Annotated in this window: 16 protein-coding genes and 2 pseudogenes; 11 read left to right on the top strand and 7 right to left on the bottom strand. The window is 54.9% G+C overall.

The features are described from left to right. Positions 1–240 precede the first annotated feature (240 nt). The 8 genes and pseudogenes from RBB82_RS25165 to RBB82_RS25130 all read left to right on the top strand — a co-directional run bounded on the left by RBB82_RS25165 (position 241) and on the right by RBB82_RS25130 (position 12,113). Positions 241–2,850, top strand: a complete 2,610-nt coding sequence (locus tag RBB82_RS25165; protein ID WP_433975874.1) for a protein kinase domain-containing protein — start codon at positions 241–243, stop codon at positions 2,848–2,850. 253 nt (positions 2,851–3,103) lie between these two features. Continuing rightward, on the top strand, positions 3,104–3,901 hold the full coding sequence (gene lepB, locus RBB82_RS25160) for a signal peptidase I (protein ID WP_433975873.1): 798 nt from the start codon (positions 3,104–3,106) through the stop codon (positions 3,899–3,901). 177 nt (positions 3,902–4,078) lie between these two features. Beyond that, entirely contained in the window at positions 4,079–4,633 is a 555-nt protein-coding gene (locus tag RBB82_RS25155; RefSeq protein WP_433975872.1) for a transposase, read from the top strand. Next, a complete protein-coding gene (locus tag RBB82_RS25150) occupies positions 4,540–5,238 on the top strand; it encodes an IS30 family transposase (RefSeq protein ID WP_433975871.1) in 699 nt (232 codons plus the stop codon). Before RBB82_RS25155 ends, RBB82_RS25150 begins: the two co-directional genes overlap by 94 nt. Positions 5,239–5,572: 334 nt before the next feature. Next, on the top strand, positions 5,573–5,956 hold the full coding sequence (locus RBB82_RS25145; protein WP_433975870.1) for a hypothetical protein: 384 nt from the start codon (positions 5,573–5,575) through the stop codon (positions 5,954–5,956). A gap of 129 nt (positions 5,957–6,085) precedes the next feature. Then, complete coding sequence (locus tag RBB82_RS25140) at positions 6,086–7,849, top strand: PP2C family protein-serine/threonine phosphatase (protein ID WP_433975869.1); 1,764 nt, start codon at positions 6,086–6,088, stop codon at positions 7,847–7,849. 10 nt (positions 7,850–7,859) lie between these two features. After that, a pseudogene (locus RBB82_RS25135) lies at positions 7,860–8,285 on the top strand (IS6 family transposase); the annotation flags it as partial. Positions 8,286–8,723: 438 nt separating this feature from the next. Then, on the top strand, positions 8,724–12,113 hold the full coding sequence (locus RBB82_RS25130) for a carboxypeptidase regulatory-like domain-containing protein (RefSeq protein ID WP_433975868.1): 3,390 nt from the start codon (positions 8,724–8,726) through the stop codon (positions 12,111–12,113). A 106-nt stretch (positions 12,114–12,219) separates the two neighbouring features. On the opposite strand, the gene RBB82_RS25125 is transcribed toward RBB82_RS25130, so the two are convergent. After that, positions 12,220–12,618 (bottom strand): VOC family protein, encoded by a 399-nt coding sequence (locus RBB82_RS25125; protein ID WP_433975867.1) that lies wholly within the window; start codon positions 12,616–12,618, stop codon positions 12,220–12,222. Between the two features lie 216 nt (positions 12,619–12,834). On the opposite strand from RBB82_RS25125, the gene RBB82_RS25120 reads away from it, so the two are divergent. Continuing rightward, the gene (locus RBB82_RS25120) at positions 12,835–13,710 is read left to right on the top strand and encodes a hypothetical protein (RefSeq protein ID WP_433975865.1); all 876 of its coding nucleotides are present in this window, start codon (positions 12,835–12,837) and stop codon (positions 13,708–13,710) included. A 93-nt stretch (positions 13,711–13,803) separates the two neighbouring features. After that, on the top strand, positions 13,804–16,047 hold the full coding sequence (locus RBB82_RS25115) for an alpha-galactosidase (protein WP_433975864.1): 2,244 nt from the start codon (positions 13,804–13,806) through the stop codon (positions 16,045–16,047). Positions 16,048–16,343: 296 nt separating this feature from the next. Here the strand turns inward: RBB82_RS25115 and RBB82_RS25110 are convergent. Both RBB82_RS25110 and RBB82_RS25105 read right to left on the bottom strand, forming a co-directional pair. Further along, a pseudogene (locus RBB82_RS25110) lies at positions 16,344–16,511 on the bottom strand (aldo/keto reductase); the annotation flags it as partial. Positions 16,512–16,597: 86 nt separating this feature from the next. Continuing rightward, positions 16,598–17,344 (bottom strand): tetratricopeptide repeat protein, encoded by a 747-nt coding sequence (locus RBB82_RS25105; protein ID WP_433975863.1) that lies wholly within the window; start codon positions 17,342–17,344, stop codon positions 16,598–16,600. 417 nt (positions 17,345–17,761) lie between these two features. Between RBB82_RS25105 and RBB82_RS25100 the strand changes: the two genes are divergently transcribed. Continuing rightward, a complete protein-coding gene (locus tag RBB82_RS25100; protein ID WP_433975862.1) occupies positions 17,762–19,267 on the top strand; it encodes a malectin domain-containing carbohydrate-binding protein in 1,506 nt (501 codons plus the stop codon). A 127-nt stretch (positions 19,268–19,394) separates the two neighbouring features. Here RBB82_RS25100 and RBB82_RS25095 read toward each other — a convergent pair whose 3' ends face one another. The 4 genes from RBB82_RS25095 to RBB82_RS25080 form a co-directional block, all read right to left on the bottom strand. After that, complete coding sequence (locus tag RBB82_RS25095; RefSeq protein WP_433975861.1) at positions 19,395–20,093, bottom strand: IS6 family transposase; 699 nt, start codon at positions 20,091–20,093, stop codon at positions 19,395–19,397. A 92-nt stretch (positions 20,094–20,185) separates the two neighbouring features. Next, a complete protein-coding gene (locus RBB82_RS25090) occupies positions 20,186–20,965 on the bottom strand; it encodes a hypothetical protein (RefSeq protein ID WP_433975860.1) in 780 nt (259 codons plus the stop codon). Between the two features lie 46 nt (positions 20,966–21,011). Beyond that, on the bottom strand, positions 21,012–22,325 hold the full coding sequence (locus RBB82_RS25085) for a multicopper oxidase family protein (protein WP_433976016.1): 1,314 nt from the start codon (positions 22,323–22,325) through the stop codon (positions 21,012–21,014). 356 nt (positions 22,326–22,681) lie between these two features. Beyond that, positions 22,682–23,632, bottom strand: coding sequence for a DUF2950 domain-containing protein (locus RBB82_RS25080; protein WP_433975859.1), 951 nt, complete (start codon positions 23,630–23,632; stop codon positions 22,682–22,684). Positions 23,633–23,669: the final 37 nt, after the last annotated feature.

The following is a 23,669-nucleotide window of genomic DNA, read 5'->3' as shown; positions in this document are numbered from 1 at the left end:
AGGAAGAGTAGGCGGCAACTCGGAAGTAATCATTTTCTCTTGTAGTGCGCACAAAACGGATTTTTCACCAAGTTCGACGCACCGAACCTTTTGCCCAGGTGAACTTGCCCAAAACCTGACTTTGCGGGAGCTTCAATATTCCTCTCAGGGATCGACACCCGGGGAACGGTCCGAAATCATCGCATCCGCGGATCAAGACTTCTTTATGGGCCTTGAGTCAGAGGTATAATTCGCCACACCATGCGCTTAGCTCTTGGCTCGAAACTTGATGGCTATGAGATTCTGGGCCTGTTGGGTGCTGGCGGGATGGGCGAAGTGTATCGTGCCCGCGACCCCGTTTTGAAACGTGAAGTTGCGATCAAGGTCCTGCCGCCCTTTGTTTCGCAAGATTCCGATCGGCTGCGGCGTTTTGAGCAGGAGGCGCAAGCAGCCGCCGCTCTGAATCATCCGAATATCCTCGCCGTTCACCGTTTTGGCGTCTTCGAGGGCGCGCCATATTTGGTGTCGGAAATGCTGGTAGGCGGTACTCTGCGGCAGCAACTGGAGCAAGGCCCACTGGCAGTCCGCAAGGCGATCGACTACGGTGTTCAGATCGCACATGGATTAGCGGCAGCGCATGACAAAGGCATCGTTCATCGGGACCTTAAGCCAGAGAACCTGTTTGTCACCAAAGACGGCCGAATTAAAATTCTGGACTTCGGTCTTGCGAAATTGATGCAATCCAAGACACCCCTGGACGGCAACGAGCCGACTCGAGCCCACGCAACCGATCCCGGTACATTGATGGGGACCGTAGGCTACATGTCCCCGGAGCAGGTGCGCGGCAAATCGGTAGACCATCGTGTCGACATTTTCGCCTTCGGAGCGATTCTGTATGAGATGCTAGCCGGTAAGCGTGCGTTCCAACGACAGACTTCCGCAGATACGATGTCGGCCATCCTGAACGAAGATCCACCCGGCATTTCACAGATTGTGAGGACCACTCCACCGGGGCTGGGGCTGAAGCGCGTCGTGCATCGCTGCCTGGAGAAGAACCCTGAGCAGCGCTTCCAGTCGGCATCGGATCTTGCATTCGCACTGGACGCCTTGTCGGAATCAGGTATCTCCTCAGCTGTCGTTGTCGAAGCGTCAGTTCAACGTGGGGAAACTGAGGTGCTGCTTTGGTCAGTAGGCCTGATTGCTGTTATCTGCCTAGCAGCCGTCGCATACTACGTCGTTGTGCGACGCGAGAGGGTGCCGTTTGAGCATTATTCCATCCAGAAGGTGATAGACAGCAAACACGTAAATATGGTCGCTATCTCGCCCGATGGGGCCTATCTTGCTTCCGTGACCCAAGATTCGAACGATAACCAGGATCTGAGGATTCATCACATCACGACCGGAAGCGAGCGCTCCATTCTTCACGAACCGGATTATAAGTACAGGGACCTCGTCTTCTCACCCGACGGCGGTTATATCTACTTCCGGATGGATCCTTTGCACGCGTCCAAACCCGATTGGGGAGACGAGTACCGGATACCCATTCTCGGAGGCCAACCGACCCGCGTTCTAGAGAGGGTAGATAGCCATATCACCTTCATCGATGCCGGCCATCGGTTGTGCTTCTTTCGTTTCGATAACACGGCGGGAACCTTTAGCATCCTTAGCGCGAATGCTGATGGCGGCGATGAGAAGGTTTTGGCAAACTACCGAAAGCCTCTTCCGTGGGCGGCTGCGTGCGCTTCAAACGGCCGATTCGCGGCTTCGTTCGATTACCTCAACGGGGCCGAGAGTCTGGACCTTGCCTCCGGATCCAAGCGGACCTTGGCTTCCTATGCCGCGCTCGGCTACGTCTGGTTGGACGACCTACTTTGGGCGTCAAGCGGTAAGGGTATATTCGCAATCAGTAAAAGGAATAACATGAGCGCCAAACAGCTTAGCTTCCTCTCCAATCCGGGTGGAAAGCTTCGACAGCTCACAAACGATATTAGCGATTATTACGGATTAAGCGTGACTGCCGATACCCAAACTATCGCAACAACGATCTACAACCGTAATACAACGTTTGCTGAGCTATCTCTAGCGAAACCTACCAATCTTGAAGAGCGCCAATCAGGCGACCTGCATTGGTTTACCTGGATGGATAACAAACGGATCGTGGAGTCTGACCTAAGAACCAACCTGAAAGTGTTCGACCTGGACAAAAACGAGACGACTAATGTCAGCACTCCGAAGAGTGACCAATACTTTCACCCCTCCCGCTGTGGTCCGGACGCGCTCGTCGTAACCGGAGGGCCTCTTGACATAGATATTACGCACATATATATGGTGTCTTTGGATGGCAGCAGGCCAACACAGTTGACAAAAGGGACGAGCGACTTATTCCCTGAGTGCTCGGCTGACGGTAAATGGCTCTTTTATGTCGATAATCTCGAACTCACTCATCCGGTTCTCGTGCGTCAGTCCTTACAGGACGGAGTTGCGCAAAGAGTGAAAGTATCTAACCCTTGGTACGACATCTCTGCCGACGGTAAATTACTGGCCGCCGTGGATGATGATGTTTCACCTCCCCGGCTTCGAATCCTTTCCACCGATTCGCTGCGAGAGATCCGGGGCTTTCCGATGTCTCGTGATGCCCGCGAGTCGGAAATCGCATTTTCAGTTGACTGCAAGAGCGTTTTCTACACTGTCCGGACCGGGGCGAACACAACTATTTGGCGGCAGCCGATCGATGCAGCCACTCCTGAGGAGACGGCGAGAATTCCAGGAAAATTTGTGTTTTGGATCAGGCCATCACCGGATGGCAAGAGGCTCGGTCTCACTATCGGGACGCCCACATCAGAGGCCATCCTTCTCCACGAAACGCGCTGATCGTTCAAATCAATACAGTACCCCTTTTCATCTCCGTTCTCTCCGAAAGCGAATCTGCGCCCGATGAGAGTGGATCAGTTACCGCAGAGGTAGCTCCCGCAAAACGGGGTTTTGGGAAACTACGGCTTTCCGGCTGGCGAAGCTGCCGATAAGGTGACTTTCGGCCGGTTCGGTGAAGAATATCGTCCTCGTAAGGCTCCGTCCATCCTCTATTCAGGAATGATCGACCTCTTGACGGCTACAATAAAGCGTCATGGTGATACCGAAGAAACAACCCAGCGCCCCACAGGACAGTAAGCGCCAGCCTCGCGAAGAGACTCATCTTGAAGGGCTGGCTTCCATCACAAGCATGCTCATCATCTGGTCCTTTGTCATGGGCTTCGTACTTCAAAACTTCGTCATTCCGTCCTCTTCCATGGCCAGCACCCTACTCGTTGGCGACCACGTAATCGTAGAGCGCGCAACCCTGGCGCCCGCTACCTCTTGGACGAACCTCATCCCGTACCGCGAACTGCGGCGTGACGAACCCGTCGTTTTCTTCCGCCCGGCACCTAATCCCAAGGGGCAGCACGATATTCTGGTTAAGCGCGTCATCGGTATCCCCGGCGATCGTATCCACCTCCGCTGCGGCATCGTTCATCGCAACGGCGTCTCCTTGGACGAGCCGTGCGCAGCCAAGCCCACCCCGGCTAATTACGACCCCTACAACGACGAATTCCCCGCTATCTCACCAGCAAAAGGACGCGGAGTCACCGCCGAGTGGTCGCTTGACCTCCTCGACCACATCCAGGGTGAAGACCTCGTTGTTCCATCCGGCATGTACTTCGTCATGGGCGACAACCGTAGCAATAGCTACGATGGCCGTTACTGGGGCCTAGTCCCTCGAGCCAACCTGATCGGCCGTCCACTTTTCGTCTACTGGTCTTTCGAGACACCCGAAGACGATTTGTACAAAACTTCACCGTCAGAAAGAGCCAGTTCCACGCTCCATACCATGCTCCACTTCTTTGACGAGACCCGCTGGAGCCGGACCTTCCACCGGGTGAACTAAACTACCTTTCACTCGGGGATGCGATCGTTGTGACAGTACCAGAAAGTGGCCGGCAGATCGGTCTGATCAAGGCGCTCGAATAACCAATGTCAAAGCCCAGTGCACGAAAAACGGGGCGGTCTCAACCGGTCGATGCAACACCATCTGATATGAATTCAATTTCAAAAGGTGGTGGTTATGGCACAAGGAAAACGGAACAGGCTTTCCACTGGGCAGAGGATCGAGATGTGGCGGCGCTGGAAGGCGGGCGAGTCGTTGCATGACATTGGGCGTGCCTTCGGTAAGGGGCATGGTTCTATTCGGTTCCTGTTGACGCAGCGCGGCGGGATAGTTCCTCCCGCTCGTCGGCGCTCACCGCGAACGCTGACCTTGGCCGAGCGGGAAGACATCTCACGAGGAATTGCTTCCGGTTTGTCGATCCGTGAGATAGCCAGCGGGTTGCAACGGCCTGTGTCGACAGTGAGCCGGGAGGTGGCGCGTCACGGTGGCCGTCCACTCTATCGAGCCAGTGAAGCCGATCGTCAGGCCTGGGAGTCGGCTCTGCGACCCAAGGTGTGTCTTCTTGCGAACCACGAAGAACTGCGGACGATCGTGGCCAGTAAACTGATCCTGGACTGGTCGCCGGAACAGATTTCGAAATGGTTGAAGGTAAGCTATCCCAACAACGAGAGCATGCGCGTGTCCCACGAAACCATCTACCGCAGCTTATTCATCCAGGCCGCGGAGTGCTGAAAAAAGAGCTGGTTCAGCATCTCAGGTCCAAGCGGCTGATCCGTCGTTCACGGCACGCGCGGGCAGCGGGACAGTCCCGCGGACAGATCGTTGATGCGATCTCTATCAGCGAGAGACCAGCGGAGGTTGAAGACCGCGCCGTTCCCGGTCATTGGGAGGGCGACCTACTTGCAGGCAGCAAGAATACTCATATCGCAACTCTGGTGGAACGGCACTCGCGTTTTGTCATGCTCATCAAGGTGCCCAGCAAAGACACAACGACGGTCGTCGCCGCGCTGAGCAAGCACGTGCTTAAACTGCCCGCAACCCTGCGGCGCTCGTTGACCTGGGACCGAGGGTTGGAGATGGCCAAACACAAGAGCTTCACGGTGGACACAAATGTGAAAGTCTACTTCTGCGATCCGCAGAGTCCATGGCAGCGCGGAACCAATGAAAATACCAACGGCCTGCTAAGACAGTACTTCCCTAAGAAGACCGACTTGTCCGTCCACACTCAAGCCCATCTCAACAAGATCGCGCTGCGTCTCAACCAACGCCCGCGAGAGACCTTGGGCTTTCAAACGCCGGCGAGTAAACTGCAAGCCAGTGTTGCATCGACCGGTTGAGCTGGCAGTCATTTTCAGCAAGCAGCACGCTGTTGATAGCTTTAGGCTTCCTTAAGTCGTTGCTCTTCTTTTGACGCGCCCTCGAAGGTATTGATTCTGATGCGACATAGTGTCAGCAGGGTTTCTAGAGCCCCTACATGAACAGACAAGCCCGGTTTCTGAGTTGAAATCCAAGTACAGCTTATCGAAGTAAATGTTGAAGCCATTAAATTCGAATCTCCTCGGATCTGAGTTCTCTAGGTCTCAGTTGTCGAGTTCGATTCCCGGCATTAAGCGCGCCCTGAATCCTCCGGAGACGCATGAGTTCCTGAAGGAGCTGAGTCCTCTCAAGCGATTGGCAAACGTAGGAGAGATTGAAGAACTGTTGCTTTATCTCGAACGCACGCTCTTTTTAAATGGCGAAATCGTCCATCTTGATGGAAGTGCATGTCGGGAAGTAGTAACCCATGACAAGCTCTGTCGACCACTCAATGTCGAGATTTTAGGGCGAGATCCTGTAAAGATTGCGTTTTTGCAAAATCTCATTCGCAGACTGTTGTTTAGCCTCAAAGAGGAGGAAAAGATGATTGCAATTACAGGAATAACTGGACGTATAGGAAGACGACTTAAGGGCCATCTGCTAGCGCAGGGTCAAGCGGTTCGTGGCGTCGTTCGCGATCCGAAGAGGGCGGAAAACTGGAAGCGGCAACGGTGCGAAGTTGCAGTCGCTCAGCCGTAGGAACTTGACGGACGAATGCCCGCAGGCGAGCTCCGAAGGGATGGTGCTCGTTCCGAACATAAACCGGAAACACCATCACGATTCAATCTCATGAGATTTGTGCGTTGGCGCGACGAAATAAACCATTGCATGGCAACAGGTGAAAATTATTTGAAGCTAGGAACTTTTTGGACCACAGTCCGTTGGAAAATCCTGATCCTCTTTTTACTCTCCAGTGTCGTCTCGGTAATCATGGTGATGTGCTTTTCGATAACTGTCCTGAATGTGCTGATACGACGAGAGAGTGCGTACCTGATTGAGGAACGAATTAAGGTTATCGTCGAAAGCCGCCAGGGACTTATGGATCCAGCTCTCGACAAGCTACAGGGATGCCAGTACGCCTCTAATTCCACCCTCTTTACAGCCTTCACCGAACAGTTGAATGCCGCGTGGCCGGGGAGTCAAAGCATCTTTACCATCCTGTCCACGAAAGCCCTCAACACCGCTGGTCCGATGTGGCTTGATGTACCGTCCTTTGCCGGTGTTGTTGAAGATCGGGGCAGTCCAGAAATCCGCTTCATGCGCACCGTGAAACGCGAGGACTGTTTCGTAAGGATTCTTGTCAGAATTCCTCTTGGCGAATCGTTCTTAAGTCAATTGTCAAACGCCTCGGGCCTGGAGATCGTAAACAGCAAACCCGTGCTGCTGCGTCCGTACCGGCGCGACGAGGGAATTGCTGGAGAGATCAAAGCCAACTTTATGCCTGGTTCGTCGCGACCGGTTCCTGTCGTAGTTGTCGCGCGGAATTGGGAGAGCGGAGCATCAGAAAGCTGGGTGATCTGCCAGATTCGGCCCAGCTATGCACGGACCATAGAGGACCTTAGCCGTATGGGTTTGCGTAGGGCATCGTGGGTTTCTCCTCTAATCACCATCGCCTTCGCCCTGGGGCTCGCCTATGCGTGCGGCATGTGGTTTTCTCTCCGTCTCAGCAAACGCATCGTTACTGTAATTGACGCATTGAGCCACGCTGCGCATCTCGTCGGAATGGGTGATTTTTCGATCAGGATTCCGCTTACCGAACACGGCCAACTTGGATCACTCGTAGCTTCGTTCAATGCAATGACCTCTCATCTTGACACTCAGTACGAGCAGGAGAATCAACGTATTGCTCTGGAGCGAGATATGACATTGGCCCACGAGGTACAGCAATATCTTTATCCCCGCTCTGCGCCCGTCGTATCAGGCGCGACGGTGTGGGGCAGCACCACACCCGCCCGTATCGTGAGCGGTGATCTTTATGATTTCTTTTCCTGCAGCAGCAACTCGGTTGGCCTGCTCTGCGCTGACGTTAGTGGTAAGGGAATGTCGGCTGCATTGATGATGGCGCATTTACAGGCGGTCGCACACGGCAGAATGCTTGCGCCGAATGAACCGACCGCGCGGCCATCCCCTTCTTCCTTCGCCGCACTGCTCAACCGCGATCTCTGTGGACGTTTTGGCGACAACAGATACGCCACGATGTTTTATGGAGAATATGACTCCTGCAGTGGACTGTTACGGTATGTCAACGCCGGGCATTGTCGACCCATCTTCATCTCAGAGACCGGCGAAGTCACTGCGCTCCTAAATGGTGATTTGCCAATTGGTCTATTCGCGGACGCGCTCTATCAGGAGTTTCAACTCACGGTCTCTAAGGGTTGTACCGTCGTTGTGTACAGCGACGGATTGATAGACGCGCTGAATTCGAATGGGGAGGAATTCGGTGAAGAGAGGCTCGTGGACCGCTGCAGATCTCTGCCGAAGAGGGCGACGGCACAGGAGATCTGTGCACACCTGTCCCAGTATCTTGCCGAATGGTCAGCGGGTGTCGAACAGTTCGACGACACAACCATTCTCGTTCTGACAGTGAACTGAAGAACAGCGGTATTTGTGGCGCGCCGTGGATCAGGACGGCGACGTGATCGACATTCCGGTCCAGCCGCATCGTGATCAGCGCGCCGCAGAACGATTCTTTCGAAAACTCTTGCGTAGCCAGGGTTCGGAACCACTGCAGATCATTGCCGACAAATTGAGAAGCTACTCCGCTGCCATGCGAAGCATCTTCAGCAACGTGACTCACAGGGTGGAGCGGTACGCCAACAATCGCGTCGAAGCCTTGCATCAGCCGACGCGCCAACGGGAACGGCAAATGCGCCGATTCAAATCTGCCAGGCACGCACAACGTTTTCTCTCCCTCCATGATGCCGTTCGAAATCTGTTCCGTGTGGGCCGACACTTAGTAAGGTCTAGCAATCACCGGCTCCTACGATCGCGGTCATTGGCGGTCTGGCGGGAAGTGACCGCGGCCTAAGCGAGCGCAAGACCCGCAGCGTTCCCAGCTCAGATGTCCCTCAATGTCTAAAGTTGACAATGTCGATCGAAGGCATTACATAGTCCCCATTTTGAACAGAGCACAAACCGGCGCCATTCAGATTTATTCCATTGCTGTTTATTGTCCTAGGTCCGGCAATGGAATATAGCGTTGATCCTTTGAAATGGAATTCACAATCCATCTGGTACAGAAGTCGTAGGGGAATGCAATCTCTTGCCACCGTCAGTTGTTGAGACAATGATGTTTTCACCTTGCTCTTGATGGGCCGCACATGAGCGAAGCGTGATTGGAGCTTCGGGCTAGACCGAAAGATTGACCTTGGAGCCGTCCATCAGGTGGTCGCGAAACAAGGCTGAGGTTGTTATTGTGCTCCCAGCTCATTTCACCACATTCTTTGGACCTCTAAGAGGAATCACAATGCTCAAGCGGCTGGCACCGTTGTCCCTTTTTATCGCACTGATTACGACGGCGTCACAGGCGCAAAGTAACTACGCAAGCTTACGGGGAGAGGTAACTGATCCACAGCATCTGCCCGTGCCCGGGGCGAAGGTGCATATTACCTCCGACCTCACTGGCGCGGCGCGCAATGTAACGACTGACGGCGCGGGCCTCTATGTGGCAGGTGGCCTGCAGCCGGGCGGGTATCACGTAGAGATCGACAAGAGCGGATTCACCGCAGCCAAGCAGTCGCTGCAGCTGGAAGTGGGGCAGAAGGCCACGCTCGACATTGCTCTCTCTCTTGGGCCTGTGGCACTGGCGGTCAATGTCGGTGTTAACGGCGAGCTACTTCGTACTGCCGATGCCACCGTTGGTGCAGTTGTCGATCGCGACTCCGTGCAACAGCTACCGTTGAATGGAAGGCAGCTTATCGATCTCGTCGCCACGGTGCCCGGAGCCCACGTGAGCATGGGCGCGCAGGAAGGCAATGTGAATCCTTTGTATTGGCGGCCCGGACAGTTTTCTGCCGTGAGCATTGCGGGCGCTCGGCCGAATGCGAACTACTTTTTGCTGGATGGAGCGACTAATACCGATCCTACATTTAACACACAGAATCTGAATCCGAATCCGGACATGGTGCAGGAGTTTCAGGTTCAGGTTGGAAGCTACGCAGCCGACATGGGCGGCGCAGGCGGCGGCCAGATCAACATCGCCACGCGGTCCGGAACGAACTCATTTCACGGCACAGCCTATGAGTTTCTCCGGAATGGAGCGATGGATGCCTTCTCCTTTGGCTCGATGGGAATGACCAAGCACCTGGTTCAGAACGACTTTGGCGGAGCCGTCGGCGGCCCTATCTATAAACACACATTCTTCTTCGTGAACTATGAAGGTTTGCGTAGGGCAGCGGCAGATCCAATGACCGACACCGTCCCCACCGCAGAGGAGGCTTCAGGAGACTTCAGTGACAGTGGCGTGAACATCTACGACCCGAGCTCGACCTATGCCAATCCTGACTACAATCCTGCCCTTCCCGTCAGTGCTTCAAACCCGCAGTCCCTGCGAAAGCAGTTTGAATACAACGGCAAACTGAATGTTATTCCGCCCAGCGAGTTGAATTCGGCATCGTCGATCATGCTCAAGCAATACGTGCCCCAGCCCAACCAGATGAGCGGCATGATGGGCATGAATATGAATGGGCAGCCCACCGTCGTAGGAGCTGGAAACGATTCCAACAATTACCTCGATCTTCGCAATGAGCTCCACTACACCGACCAGGGCACCGTGCGCGTCGACCATGACTTCAACAACGGCAGCACAGTCTTTGTCCGTTACAGTGGTCAGGGTGAACATGGATTCATGCCTGAGAACCTTCCCGGTTTCGGCTATTACCACGATAATCTCGCGCAGCAGGGAGTGCTCGGTCTCAGCACAGTCATCTCGCCGCGCATGGTGAACACCTCTACGCTGGCCATCTCGCGGCTCAGCATGGATCACACAACCGAAAGCGCAAACAAAAACGATATCGTCAGCCAGTTAGGAATTCAGGGCGTGGGATTCGGCGGCCCCGGAGCCTGGGGTGCTCCTTACTTCACGGTTCAGGGATACTCGCCCTTTGGCGACAGCTACTCGGCCACGCCGATGCATGCATGGGACACGATCATCGAAGGGCGTGACTCACTTACTTTTCAAACCGGTAAGCACACACTCAAATTCGGCGGCGTTTACCAGTGGTACATATGGCCGATGTGGGGCTTCTTTCAGAATCGCGGCTACTACCAGTTCACCAGCGGCTTCACCACCGAGACGTTGACCAATGACGGTACCGGCTCCGCGCTGGCGAGCTTCCTGCTGGGCATGCCCGTAGTCAGGCAGCGGCAGGCCGGCGTTCCGCAGATGAATCTCCGTCAGTGGTACGCCGATGGCTTCGCGCAGGACACCTTGAGAGTCACCCCATCGACAACAATCAATTATGGCGTTCGCTATGAGTACATGAGCCCGCTCTGGGACGTGAGCTATACCAACAGCAACCTCGATCTCAGCAGCGGGGCGCCGCAACCATTCATCGGCGGACAGAACGGATATCCGCGCGGATTGATGTATCCCAACCGGAAGAACTTTGCACCGAGGTTCGGCATCGCGCAGAGCTTCGGCCTTGGGTTAGTCTGGCATGCGGCCTACGGCATTTTCTTCACTCCCGTCGATATGAACACCTGGTGCAATCAGCGTCACAACATTCCATACGTCTTTCCTGAGACGGCACAGAGTGACAACTACACCCCAACTGCCGCAATCGCGAACTACAACTTCGGGCAGCCGGTGCTCGGCAAAACAGTCGTCAGTTTCACGGCAATGAGCATTCATCCCGCTCCACAATACATCCAGCAATGGAGCACCTCCCTGGAGAAGAGCCTCGGCCAGAGTACAACCCTTGAGATCGGCTACATTGGCTCCGGCGGATGGCATCTGCAACGCGCCCACCTGATCAACAATGCGCAGCCGGGTCCCGGCCTGATTCAGCCTCGCCGTCCCGTGAGATCCATGAGCTTTGTCCCGGGAACCGTTTTGCCCTCGAACATCCAGGTGTTGAACCCGGCAACCCCGCTCATCACGCCGGTCAGCACCATCAACCTGCTCGAGAACACCGCGCAAAGCTGGTACGACGCGGGCTACGTCACATTTAGGCACAGATATGCGCGCGGGCTGTCGCTCGTCGCGAACTACACCTATGCGAAAAATCTTTCGAATGCGCCAGACTTCAGATCACCTATGTACGAATCTGCAATTCCGCAGAACAACAACGATCTGGAGGCAGAGAAGGGACCGGCCTGCGATATACGTCACCGCTTTGCGCTGACTGGCGTCTACGACATCCCCACATGGAAGGAATCACGGTTGGCAGAAGTCGCGACAGAGGGCTGGCGGTTGTCCTTGATCTATCAGATCCAGACCGGCTATCCGCTGACAATCTCCGTCTTTGGCGACACCGCCAACGCGGGAACGGCACTCGGGGAGAATCCGATTCGCTCAAACTATACCGGCCAACCGATGTTTGGCCAGGGTACCCGCAACGCGAACGAGTGGTTCAACACTGGAGCGTTCGCCGCTCCTCCCGCCTACACCTTCGGCGACGTTGGTCGAAACTCAGTTTATGGACCGGGTATGCAGAGCCTGGACTTCGCGCTGGTGCGGAGTTTTCCGATTACCGAGAGGACAATTTTCGATCTTCGCGGCGAAGTTTATAACGCTCTGAATAAAGTGAACTTGGATACGCCGAACCGGTTTGTGAATACTGCAGGATTCGGAACGATCACAGATGCGATGGATCCAGCTCGCCAAGTTCAATTGAGTGCTCGCGTCTCGTTCTAAGCAGAGACACTCCGCAGTCCGCACAGACGATAGCCGCCGCTCGCATTAGGCAGCTGGGACTTCTGTCACGGTTATGCCTCGCGACAATTGGGACGGTGCGACGGCATCAATAAATTGTCCAGACTCCGGGTGTAGCAACCTCGAGGAGGTGCCGGTCTGGGTCACGGAAATAAAGGCTGTGACCACCGAGCTTCCAAGCTTGCGTCTCTTCCACAGTGATTCCGTTTTCGGCAAGCCACGCTCCCCATCGTGTCAGTTCGTCGGCGCCGATCGCGAACGCGAGGTGAAGCTCACCATCTCCGTCGTGCGGTGACACGATGTTGAGCGAACCTCCCTTCTTGAACAGCAACAAGACGTGGCGTTTCCCCGCCTTCATTGCGCAGCCGCGCTCTCCGAAGTCGCCAATGACCTCGAAACCAAAGATCTTCTTGTAAAACGAGACAGAACGGGCCAGGTCGGTTACGTAAAGTGAAGACTCGAGGATTCCCTCAGTGTTCGGATGCATGTTTGATCTCCACGATGCAGTCTTCACAATCTTAACTCGCTCTTCATCTTGTTGCCTGGATCTCCGGGCGAGAGCAGGCTTCTGAAGAACGAGTTCCGCGCGAAACTGGGTTAATCTATCGGCAAGTTGCCGATGACGTTTTACGAGGTAGACTGGCATCGCATATGGAAGGGTGAATTTGGAGTGCCTTCGACGAAGTAAAAAGAGAAAGGGCAAATGACTGTAATTGAACCATTCCTGAACAAGTTGATCGATTACGCGGGGCTCTTTCCGCCTGCGGGCCTCGATATGCTGACGTCGGCCCGGAATTATGTCAGTTACCGCTCTGGGAGATATGCATGGGTTCTGGGACGCTTGATCATTCCCGTTGCGAGGTTGACAGAGTTCAACGCGGCGTTGATGGAGGTTGGCGGCGATGAGCATCTGACACCATGCCTCGTGAGCGCACTCAGCACAGGCGATGCGCAGCAAGATGCTCGTCTGATATCTGGGCTCGATAAGAGGGTTGCAGTTGTTGACGTGCTCGAGTGGAAGGCTGCGAATCTGGATGATGTGCATAGGCTGCTCTCGGCCCCAGTGCAAAAGACAACTCTCTACGTTGAATTTCCGCTGAAGGATTGCAGGCAAATAATTCCTGCACTGAAGGAAGGAAACGCGCGCGCAAAGATTCGGACCGGAGGCGTTACTGCTGATGCCATCCCCAGCGTCGAGCAGATCGCGGAGTTTCTCGTGACCTGTGCCGAAGCAAAGGTCCCCTTCAAGGCAACGGCTGGACTGCATCATCCTTTGCGTTCCATTCAACGACTCACGTATGAACCGAGAAGCGCATCCGCTCTGATGCACGGTTTCATGAATGTCTTCGTCGCGGCAGTCATCGCCTATTACGGAGCAACGGAACAGAAAGTTTTAGCAGTGTTAAAGGAAAACGATCCTACCGCGTTTCGCTGGAGCGGGCACGCTCTTGCATGGCGTGATCAGGAGCTATCCGCAGAACAAATTAGAGAAGCGCGAGAGAACTTCGCTATCGGCTTCGGCTCCTGTTCGTTTAATGAACCGATCGCCGATCTTTTGAATCTCGGATGGCTCTCATGAAACAAAATGGATTCCTCGTTCAGGGCCATGCAGTTGATTATTGTTGTTGCGCGCACGTAGATTGCTTGTACGATTCCATGCCTGGAGGACCTTGTGCTGAAAACGTTTGCAGCCTTTGCCTGCTGTAGTTTTGTGTTGTTGGGCCTATTTGTGCCCAGCCCTGTCTCGGCTCAGACGGCAGTGCGGCCCCAACCGGATCGGCAGCAGTGGTATCTCGATGCCGGCAAGATGACCTACGTGGTCGGCGTCAATGAACAGGGCATCCTGCAATCGCTTTACTGGGGGCCAAAGTTGAGCGACCGCGGTCTGGTGCCGGTGGCGAAGAGCCTGCCTGAACGCGCTTCACAGTATCCGCCGGCAGCCACAACGCCACAGGAGTATCCGGCGTATGGCGCAGGGATATTTCCGGAGACAGCGCTCAAGGTTAATTCGCCGAACGGGGATCGGACGTTGATTCTCAAATATGAGTCGGCGAAGGTGACGGGGTCGGAGCTCGAGATCGTCCTGAAGGATACGAATGAGCCGCTGCGCGTACACCTGTACTACAAGACCTTTCCGCAGGGCGTGCTGGCGCGTTGGTCACGCATCGAAAATATAGGCAAAGGCAGCTTTGGTATTGAGAATGCTGCGTCGGCTACATGGAATCTGCCTGCCGGTACAGGTTATAAGCATCGCTGGCTGACGGGTATGTGGGGCGGTGAGTTCCAGTTGAACGAAGAGCCGCTGGTGACCGGAAAGAGCGTGCAGGAGAGCCGTACCGGACATACGTCTCACGAGGCGAATCCGTGGTTTTCGATCGGCAAAGAGGGGGAGACGACCGAAGAGGCCGGGCCGGTCTGGTTTGGGGAGCTTGGATGGAGCGGCAATTGGCAGATTGTCACCGAATATACTCAGCTACGCCAACCGCGGGTGACGGGCGGCTACAACCCGTTCGACTTTCATTGGACACTTGCAGCCGGAGCATCGCTTGAGACGCCGAAGTTCTACGCGGGTTACACGGATGGCGGCGATGGTGAGGCGTCACGCATCCTGAGCCAACTTCAGTTGCAGGAGATCCTGCCTAAGCGCGGTGAAGCGCGTGAGCCCAAGCCCCGCCCGATCATCTACAACTCCTGGGAGGCGACGGAGATGAACTTCACCGGCGATACGCAGATCGCGCTCGCCGAACGCGCCGCGAAGGTAGGTGTGGAGAGGTTTGTGATCGATGATGGCTGGTTCGGCAAACGTGACGACGACCATGCAGGACTTGGCGACTGGACGATCACGCCAAAGAAGTTTCCGCAGGGGTTGAAGCCGGTCATCGATCGCGTGCATGCGCTGGGCATGGACTTCGGTATCTGGGTGGAACCAGAGATGGTGAATCCAGACAGCGATCTCTATCGCCAGCATCCGGAGTGGGCGATGCAGTTCCCGAATCGTGAACATTCGGAGGAGCGCAATCAGTTGATGTTGAACCTGGCGCGGCCGGATGTGAAGGAGTGGATGTTCAACTGGCTCGACAAGCTGGTGAGCGAGAACGATATTGCTTTTCTGAAGTGGGACTATAACCGCATCTGGTCGGAGCCGGGCTGGAACACGGCGCCGGGCTCTTCGCCAGAGCATCCCAATACGGATGCGGAGAAGGCAATCTATCTCGAAGCTGTGCGTAACCTGTATGACGTGATCGATCGGCTTCGCGCGAAGCATCCGAAGTTGGAGATCGAGTCCTGCTCTAGCGGGGGCGGGCGCGTGGACCTCGGCATTCTTGAGCGCACGGATGAGGTTTGGCCGAGTGATAATACGGACGCGCTCGACCGGCAGGATATTCAGTATGGCTACACGCAGGGGTACACGCCGCAGACCATGGTGGCGTGGGTGACGGATGTGCCGAGCATGGATCACCGCATGGTTCCGCTGCAGTATCGCTTTGTTGTGGCGATGCAGGGCGCACTCGGCATCGGGGCAAATCTGACGAAGTTTTCCGATGCCGAGCTGGCGCTCTCGGCGAAGCTCACAGAGTTTTACAAGACCATTCGGACTACGGTGCAACACGGCAAGTTGTATCGGCTTGCATCGCCGCTAACAGGCGATGCATCGCAGATGGAATATGTTGCGCAGGACGGCTCACAGGCCGTGCTGCTGTCGTTGCTGCATAGCCAGCGATTCCGGCTGCCCTACCCCACAGTCCATCTGCGTGGGCTTGACCCCAACGCAATGTATCGTGTTCGTGCGTTGGACCGGGAGAAGTATACGGGGGAGGCGCTTTTATCGGGCTCCGTGCTGATGGGCGCGGGTGTGAACCTGAAACTCGAGGGCGATTATGACAGCACTGCGTTAGTCCTGGAGCGGCTCCCGTGATTTGATCCACTCCCATCGAACACGGTTTCCGGAAACGAGGTTATGGAAATTGAACTCCATCCGGTGTCTCGGCGTTCCGAAGTTGCTGATAACCCCATTTCAGGGAACTATGGCTGCGGATGCCTCTGGAACTGGCGTGGCCGTTACGACCGCCAGTCCTCCTTGAGAGTCTCTGGTGTGGATTTTATTGATAAGTCATCGGTGCCGGGTTGCTGATCCCAAGACGATGGAAATGGAATAACGCTCTTTGTTCACTGCTTGTCAGGATAACGAGTTTACTAGGAGTAATCACATCCCTATCGATACGTCATGCGCTCAAGGTCCGGAGGATACCGGTTGCCCTCGACGGCAATCTTCGCGGTCGCGCTATCCAGTTCATGAAGATCGTTCGCTGTCAGTTCGACGAGAGTCGAGTCGATGTTCTCCTCTAGCCGGTGCAGTCTTGTAGTGCCTGGAATGGGGACGGGCGTGGCCACGTGTCACCGTTCATGCTGCGCCTCGCCGTGGCCTGTACCGACGAGGCGCAGCACTCAAGCGCAAACAGGTTTGCTTAGCGCTTGACGATCTTCTCCAAGCGCGGATCCGACCATAGAGCAGCAAACTCCTGATCGCTATATACCCGCGCCAAGTCCGGATAGTGGCCCTCCTTTGCCCGACGCAAATATTCAAGAGCGCCGTCGAGATTGCCTTTCTTTCCATACGATTTTGCAATCAGGTAGGAGATCCGGGCGCGTTGCTCGGGGGTGGTGACCTGCGCGATAACTCCGCCGTTGTCGCTGTCCAAGATATCGGCATTCAGTTCGAGCGCCCGAGAGTACTCGGTCATCGCCCAGTCCACCTCTCCGAGACCCATCCAGGCCTCCGCGATGTTCAGGTGGGCTGTTGCGTTCGATTCATCGAGAGCCAGTGCCTGCTTCAAGTAGTTGACAGAGGCTTTGTATCTCTTGTCCATCAAATCCATGACCCCGAGATTGTTAAGCGCGGCAACACTACGGGAGTCGAGCTTAACCGCCTGCGTCAAATGCTTGCGGGCAGCGTTCTTGTCACCGAGTTGGAATTCTGCGATGGCCAATTTGTCATACAGCATGGAGTTTCTCGTATCGCCCTGGACTGCTGCGTGGTAGTAAGCGACGGCGGATGCGTAATCCTTATGGATGCGCGCCTGGTCTCCCTTTTGCTCAGCCGTCTTCTCAACGGTCGGCGACTTCGGCACATCCGGAAGAGACTCTGTCCTCGCCTGTACGGCAGCGAAAACCATCAGGTTTGCGACTAAAAGTACTTTTAGAAATCCTTGCATTTTGCACCTCTTCTCGATGAGGCGACCTCCGGAGGTGGGCGAATGATCGTGCCGCTTCGGACAGTTTGCTCATCACTTCGACTCCAGTAGAGGCCCGTCATCTTCCGCTGACAACGCTACAGCCGCTACTACACCGTTTTGCGTCAAGACGAAGTGATGAAAATGGGCTGCAAAGACGCTAAGCGTCTCCTTTCTGAAGGCTTGCGGGCGATCTGGTGGAAGAGAAGAGAGGAGGTTAAATGCCGTTACAAGGCATGGAGTAGCTCTATGGATACCGTTAAATCGGCCAGGAACAGTGCCCCGGCGCTAACATCGGAGCGGCGCGACAATCTAAGTTGACAGAGAACGGTGATTAAGATGGCGCCGATAAGCCTAGAATCAGTCGATTTAGAGCAAGAGCGCGCAGAACTGAAATGTGTGCTCAACTCCAAGGAATTCAGTCGTTCTCCCACGCTGGCTCGCATGCTTTCCTATCTGTGCGAGGTGCAGTTCGCCGGAGAGGCCGACAGAATCAAAGAGTATACGATTGCGGTCGAGGTTTTTCGGCGCGCCGATTCGTTTGATCAGGACTCGGATTCAATCGTGCGGGTAGAAGCCAACCGGCTGCGCAAGCGGCTGGCCGAGTACTACGCTCAGAGTGGCTCGACGCGACCTCTAAGAATCACTATTCCGGTTGGGCAGTACGTGCCGCGGTTCGAGACGGCCGAAGCATCCGCTCAGGCCCCCCTGGTGAGCACGCTTCAGCCCGCCAACCCGCCGGGAAATCCGTCAGACCAACTCGTCAAGTATTTCAAAGGTAAACATTGGGCATGGTGGCTAGCCGCAGTGCTTGCGACTATGTTGGCGGGCACCACAGGAACCTGGCTTATCTTGCGGCATGAAGCCCGGGTTTCGTCCGCTCAATCCAGGGCGCCAACCGCCACGGAAGGGCCTACCGAGCAGATCGGACCGCCAGCCGGTGAAGAGATACGAATCCTCGCTGGCACAACACGTAGCTTTGTCGATCATGCCGGCAAGTTATGGAGCGCTGACAAGTGGTTTACAGGCGGCAATGCCGTTAGAAGTTCCGTGCTACAGATTTGGCGTACAGAGGAGCCAGGTTTCTACCGAACCAGCAGGCAGGGACAATTCCGCTACGACATTCCACTCAAGAGAGGAGTTTACGAGCTGCGACTTCATTTTGCGGAAACTGCTTTTGGTCCCGAATCAACGGAAACCGGTGGTGAAGGCAGCCGGCTGATGACGATCCGAGCAAATGGAAAGACGCTGCTCGCCGACTTAGATGTTGTTGCTGATGCCGGCGCCAGCCGAACTGCAGACGTAAAAATCTTTCCGGATATAAGACCGGAGCCGAACGAAATTCTCCATTTGGAGTTCGCCGGCGAGGATGGAATGCCGGCAATGGTTTCAGCTATCGAAATTCTGCCAGGAGCACAAGGCCGCATGCGGCCCGTTCGTGTTCTGGCACGGCAGTCTCCTTACTACTCCAACGACAGCCACTGGTGGAGTCCTGACAATTATTTCGAAGGTGGGCAGCTGGCGGTGTTCGCAGAGCCTGTCACAGGTACCGACGATCCCGAACTTTACGAAACGGAACGGTGGGGAAACTTCTCCTACGCGATTCCAGCGTCTCCGGGAAGATACTCTATAACGCTCCACTTTGCTGCACGCCGCGCGCCCTCGGGCGAATCGTCGATCAATGCGGCGCTGAGCAGAATGCAGGTTAGTCGCGTATTCAATGTGTTCTGCAATGGCAAGGCTCTCCTTCAGAATTTCGACTTATCGAAGGAGGCGCATCCATCGGATGTTGTGATCCGAAAGTTTTCCGGCCTCGAACCGAATGCACAAGGCAAGTTCCTGCTGGCTTTCGTTCCAGTCAATGGCTACGCATCCGTAAGTGGAATTGAATGTCTTCCCCAATGAGGTCCATCTGCGGCTCGCTGAGGAAACAAGTTGATGTGAACGGAAACACCATTAACATCAAGGGCATTGTCAACTTAAGACGTTGAGGGACATTCTGGACTGGGAACGCTGCGGGTCTTGCGCTCGCTTAGGCCGCGGTCACTTCCCGCCAGACCGCGAATGACCGCGATCGCAGGAGCCGGTAATTGCTAGACCTCAATAAGTGTCGGCCCACACGGAACAGATTTCGAACGGCATCATGGAGGAAGAGAAAACGTCGTGCGTGCCTGGCAGATTTGAATTGGCGCATTTGCCGTTCCCGTTGGCGCGTCGGCTGATGCGAGGCTTCGACGCGATTGTTGGCGTACCGCTCCACCCTGTGAGTCACGTTGCCGAAGATGCTTCGCATGGCAGCGGAGTAGCTTCTCAATTTGTCGGTAATGATCTGCAGTGGTTCCGAACCCTGGCCACGCAAGAGTTTTCGAAAAAAGCGCTCTGCGGCGCGCTGATCACGATGCGGCTGGAGAAGAATGTCGATCACGTCGCCGTCCTGATCCACGGCGCGCCACAAATACCGCTGTTGGCCGTTGATTCGAATGAAGATTTCATCCAAATGCCAGTGGTCGCCCAGCCGTCCCTCTTGTCGCTTCAATCGCCGAGCATAGTCGAGACCGAACTTCTCACACCACTGCCGGATCGTTTCATAGGATACGATGATGCCGCGCTCGGCGAGAAGATCTTCGACATCCCGGAAACTTAGGCAGAGGCGATGATAAGCCCACACCGCATAGCTGATGATCTGGGAAGGGAAACGATAGCCAGAGTAACGAAAGCAATCACTCTTCATGGCACCAGTGTTTCAGGTTTCGTGCGCAAGTTGACAATGCCATTGTCTGAGTCAGCCATCTCTCCCTTGAATGCGACATCAGTGAGCAACGACTATTCGACCGCTGATTTTCTTCCCCAATCAAAGCGCCTGCCGAGAATTCCCTTGACAATCAAGTGATCGGTCGCTGATGTCGGGCCTATGCCAATTCCTATGTTGATCTCCCACTTCGGCGATAGGTTTAGGTCTGTCACGGCGAAGAGTTGCTGTTCTTGATTATGGAGCGAGTAAAAGGAGCCGATCCACCCATAGTCCGCATAGTATTCGAAGCCGGCGCTGACCACTCGAGTGAAGTCATACCCCACCTTGGCACCGGGCGAAAAACCCCAACCTTGATTCGCACCGGGGCCATGCAACGTGCGTTCGAGAGCAGGGTTGAAGGCGAGATACCAGCGACCAATGGTTTTATCGATAATGGGACGAATCTCCCAGGTCCACGTGTCTGGAGAGTAGACGGGCCGTTGGTAGCCAACTTCGGTCGAAAGACTTATGCCAACAGGAAGATGCCAACTATCAGGAGCGCGGACACGCGGGCGGATATGGTCTCCGACCCACTGCACTCCGTGCCCATCCTGTTCACTGGTAAAGATGTAGAAACCAACCTCAGACCAATTGTTGATACCTTCTGTCAACTCGACAGTTTCATGCTCCTGGTGGTTCGTTGGATAGACTCCGTCAATTGTCTGAGTTTGGCCGGAGATGGTGTAGTTGGAGTGCAGTTCGACCATCAGGTTCTTTGGTGCGACCGTGTCCGCGCCATAGACCTGGATCTCGTAGTTTCCCTGGGCGTGCGTAATCGCTGAACAAAACAACAAGTACGTAAAAAGTGGCAACAAGAAACTGCAAAAATACATTCTGTTTCGATCTACTCCCAAAATCTTAGGCATAACGAAATACCATCATGAAACCCCTATCCATATGATCTTGCTGATGACAATGAAAGAGCGTTCGTCCAGGGTTGTTCGCGACAAACTCGACTTCCGCTGTACTCTTTGCCGGAACCAGCACGACGTCTTTCTTCAACCCATACATCTCGGGACCGCCCTCTACTTGACGCACCTCGAAGGTGTGCCGATGAAGATGCATTGGGTGATCGTCCAGGCTAAGATTCTTCATCACGAGCCGGTAGCGTCGGCCTGTTGTTAAAACCGGTTCATCGTTGTTCGGATACGACTTGCCGTTGATGCGCCATAGCTCTTCGTTGCCATGCCCCTGAAACTTCGAGTCGAAGCTAAGCTCAATGCGATCGACTTCTTCATCCCTGACGGCTGTCGAGGTTGGTGAAGCAAATTGGCGATAGTTCCACACGAGATCGTCGGGCTGATTCCATACCGGCTTGCCGGACGCCCCCGCGTACTCGATGACTATACCCATGCCCGCGGCCTGAACGTGCTTTCTTACCTCGCCAAGCACCCAGACGCCGGCAGCGTTCATCTCAACAACCGCACTGACTCTCTCCGCGGGAGATAGGCGCAGCATTGGAACGGTCTGAGGTTGTGAAACAGGATTCCCGTCTAGCGCGACGACCTTGAAACTGTGTCCGACCAAAGCAATCCAGTGCACCTCGGTAGGGCTTGAGTTCAGGACATGCATCAACAGCCGTTCGCCTTGTTTGACACGAATGGGCTCGCCGAAACCAAGCATTTTGCCATTGATGGTAGACACGTCGTAGACAGGATTCATGTATCCGTCATCGCCGCCCTGGAAGTGACCGCCCCAATCATGAAGTCCAAAGAAGACCTCGCGATCGTAGCGTCCCGGGTTCTCTCGCGGTTCGATTATGAGAAAACCGTGTTGTCCACCGTACTGAGCCTTTGTAAGATCTTTGCCCGCGAATGTATGGGTGTGAAACCAACGGAATCCTGGAGGGTCCGGCCTGAAGGCATACCGGGTCGTTGCCCCTGGGGCAATCATTGGTGTGCCTTCTTCCATCGCACCGTCAATCTCAGAGGGCAAGAACAAGCCGTGCCAGTGAACGACCTCTGGAGTATTAGTCAAGTTTCGGATCTCCACGATTCGCTCTTGACCCTGACGCATGCGCAAAAGTGGACCTGGAACCTGACCGTTGTAAGCTACGGTTTGGAAGTGTCGCTTTGGAGAAGCTTCTAACGTATACGGAGCAATCTCAAGCTTAGTGTCGGCAACGGAACTCTGGCCATCGGCAGCTTTCAATAGAGCGGATCCGATCGCCATAGTTGAAAGTTGTGTGAAGCGTCTACGAGTGAGCATCTTTGATTTTTCCAGAGAGGTCATAACCTCAATATGTCCTATGTACGGCCTGAGAAACTAACCGGCAGTCACATATAAGACTCGAAAGATTGATTCAAGGTTTCAGAATGCTGTTCGGAGAACGACCCGTGCACTTGCCGGAGGGAGAATCATTATCTCCGCGAACAGGGTCATCCACTATCAAATATTTCACTGAATAACATATCGGGTAGTGCCGGTCTTGGGCAGTGATCGGTGTGACCGTTGGCACGGTGAGGGATGTTGGGGATGAAAAGCCCACGGAGCACCGGTTGATTGCCCTAGTCAGTTGATAAAGCCATTTATTCTTCTACGAGAGTCCAGCTGGAATCAGGATCGAACTCGCTCATTGTTGTCGCCGTTTCCGTCGTTGCCTTCCCCAGGTCCTTTTGGAGCAGCACGCCATCCTGGTTGATGATGAAAGTCATCACTCCCGAGTTGCCGTATTCCGCTGGATAGGCGACGAAGGCGAAGCCACCTGTCATCTTCCCGTCGACCACGTATTCTTTTGCACCTCCAGGCGTCTTATCGGTCTGCCCCTTCAGCATGTGGAAGTAGTAGCCGTGGAAGGCCGTGTGCCCCTCGGGCTTTGTGCTATACCCTTCCGCACTCGCCAACGCCGCCAGCGGTCCAAGCGGGCTGGGCGGCTGCCCTTCCACCGTCTTCCAGTACAAGCCGTTCTGCTTGCCAGGGTCGCTGAGGAACTTCGCAGCATACTGCTTGGTCTTTTCGCCATCGTGAAGCTGGGAGAAGTACTCCGCCTCACCCTGCGCCCCCGCCCTGCAAACGTCGATGATCGCAAGTTCGTTCCGGCCGATGCGACGGTTCAGCACCTCATTCTTTCCTGCAGCCGTGTCGAAGAACCACTTTCCGTCGCTATTCTTTTTGAGCGGAATTGGGAAGGGGAAATTATCCGCTCCGACTAGCAGCATTTGAGTACCGTCCAGCATAGTGCGCCAGCGATGCATCATCCCGTATTCGGTCACGAAGGTAGCAGCTGCGTTTTTGTCCTGAACGGGATCGCCGGAGACGATAAGCTCTTTCGAATCCGCACCGAAAATTGCGAAGAGAGCGTTTTGATCGTCTGACTTTGCCGCCGCCAGTAGCGCATTACTCGCGTCGTCGGGTGAAGCGAACACATTGATCGAAGGTTTCTCAGGGTTTTCGGATTTCTTGCAAGCGGCGAGGAGAATCATCGACCCCATAAGCATCAGCCGTATCGCAAACGTAATTCTGCGGCGCTCAAGCGACATCCCGTCCTCCAAAACTTTCACCATAAACTCGTTCAAC

Source organism: Tunturiibacter lichenicola, from assembly GCF_051013355.1.
Taxonomy (GTDB): Bacteria; Acidobacteriota; Terriglobia; order Terriglobales; family Acidobacteriaceae; genus Edaphobacter; species Edaphobacter lichenicola_F.
This window is presented reverse-complemented; position numbering and strand designations above follow the sequence as displayed.

What these genes read in the sequence shown, in the direction of transcription:
- RBB82_RS25140 (WP_433975869.1), top strand. Translation starts at nt 6,086, where the DNA reads ATGGCAACAGGTGAAAATTATTTGAAGCTAGGAACTTTTTGGACCACA.
- RBB82_RS25120 (WP_433975865.1), top strand. Translation starts at nt 12,835, where the DNA reads ATGACTGTAATTGAACCATTCCTGAACAAGTTGATCGATTACGCGGGG.
- RBB82_RS25095 (WP_433975861.1), bottom strand. Translation starts at nt 20,093, where the DNA reads ATGAAGAGTGATTGCTTTCGTTACTCTGGCTATCGTTTCCCTTCCCAG.
- RBB82_RS25125 (WP_433975867.1), bottom strand. Translation starts at nt 12,618, where the DNA reads ATGCATCCGAACACTGAGGGAATCCTCGAGTCTTCACTTTACGTAACC.
- lepB (WP_433975873.1), top strand. Translation starts at nt 3,104, where the DNA reads ATGGTGATACCGAAGAAACAACCCAGCGCCCCACAGGACAGTAAGCGC.
- RBB82_RS25150 (WP_433975871.1), top strand. Translation starts at nt 4,540, where the DNA reads ATGGTTGAAGGTAAGCTATCCCAACAACGAGAGCATGCGCGTGTCCCA.
- RBB82_RS25130 (WP_433975868.1), top strand. Translation starts at nt 8,724, where the DNA reads ATGCTCAAGCGGCTGGCACCGTTGTCCCTTTTTATCGCACTGATTACG.
- RBB82_RS25165 (WP_433975874.1), top strand. Translation starts at nt 241, where the DNA reads ATGCGCTTAGCTCTTGGCTCGAAACTTGATGGCTATGAGATTCTGGGC.
- RBB82_RS25085 (WP_433976016.1), bottom strand. Translation starts at nt 22,325, where the DNA reads ATGGCGATCGGATCCGCTCTATTGAAAGCTGCCGATGGCCAGAGTTCC.
- RBB82_RS25080 (WP_433975859.1), bottom strand. Translation starts at nt 23,632, where the DNA reads ATGTCGCTTGAGCGCCGCAGAATTACGTTTGCGATACGGCTGATGCTT.
- RBB82_RS25105 (WP_433975863.1), bottom strand. Translation starts at nt 17,344, where the DNA reads ATGCAAGGATTTCTAAAAGTACTTTTAGTCGCAAACCTGATGGTTTTC.
- RBB82_RS25155 (WP_433975872.1), top strand. Translation starts at nt 4,079, where the DNA reads ATGGCACAAGGAAAACGGAACAGGCTTTCCACTGGGCAGAGGATCGAG.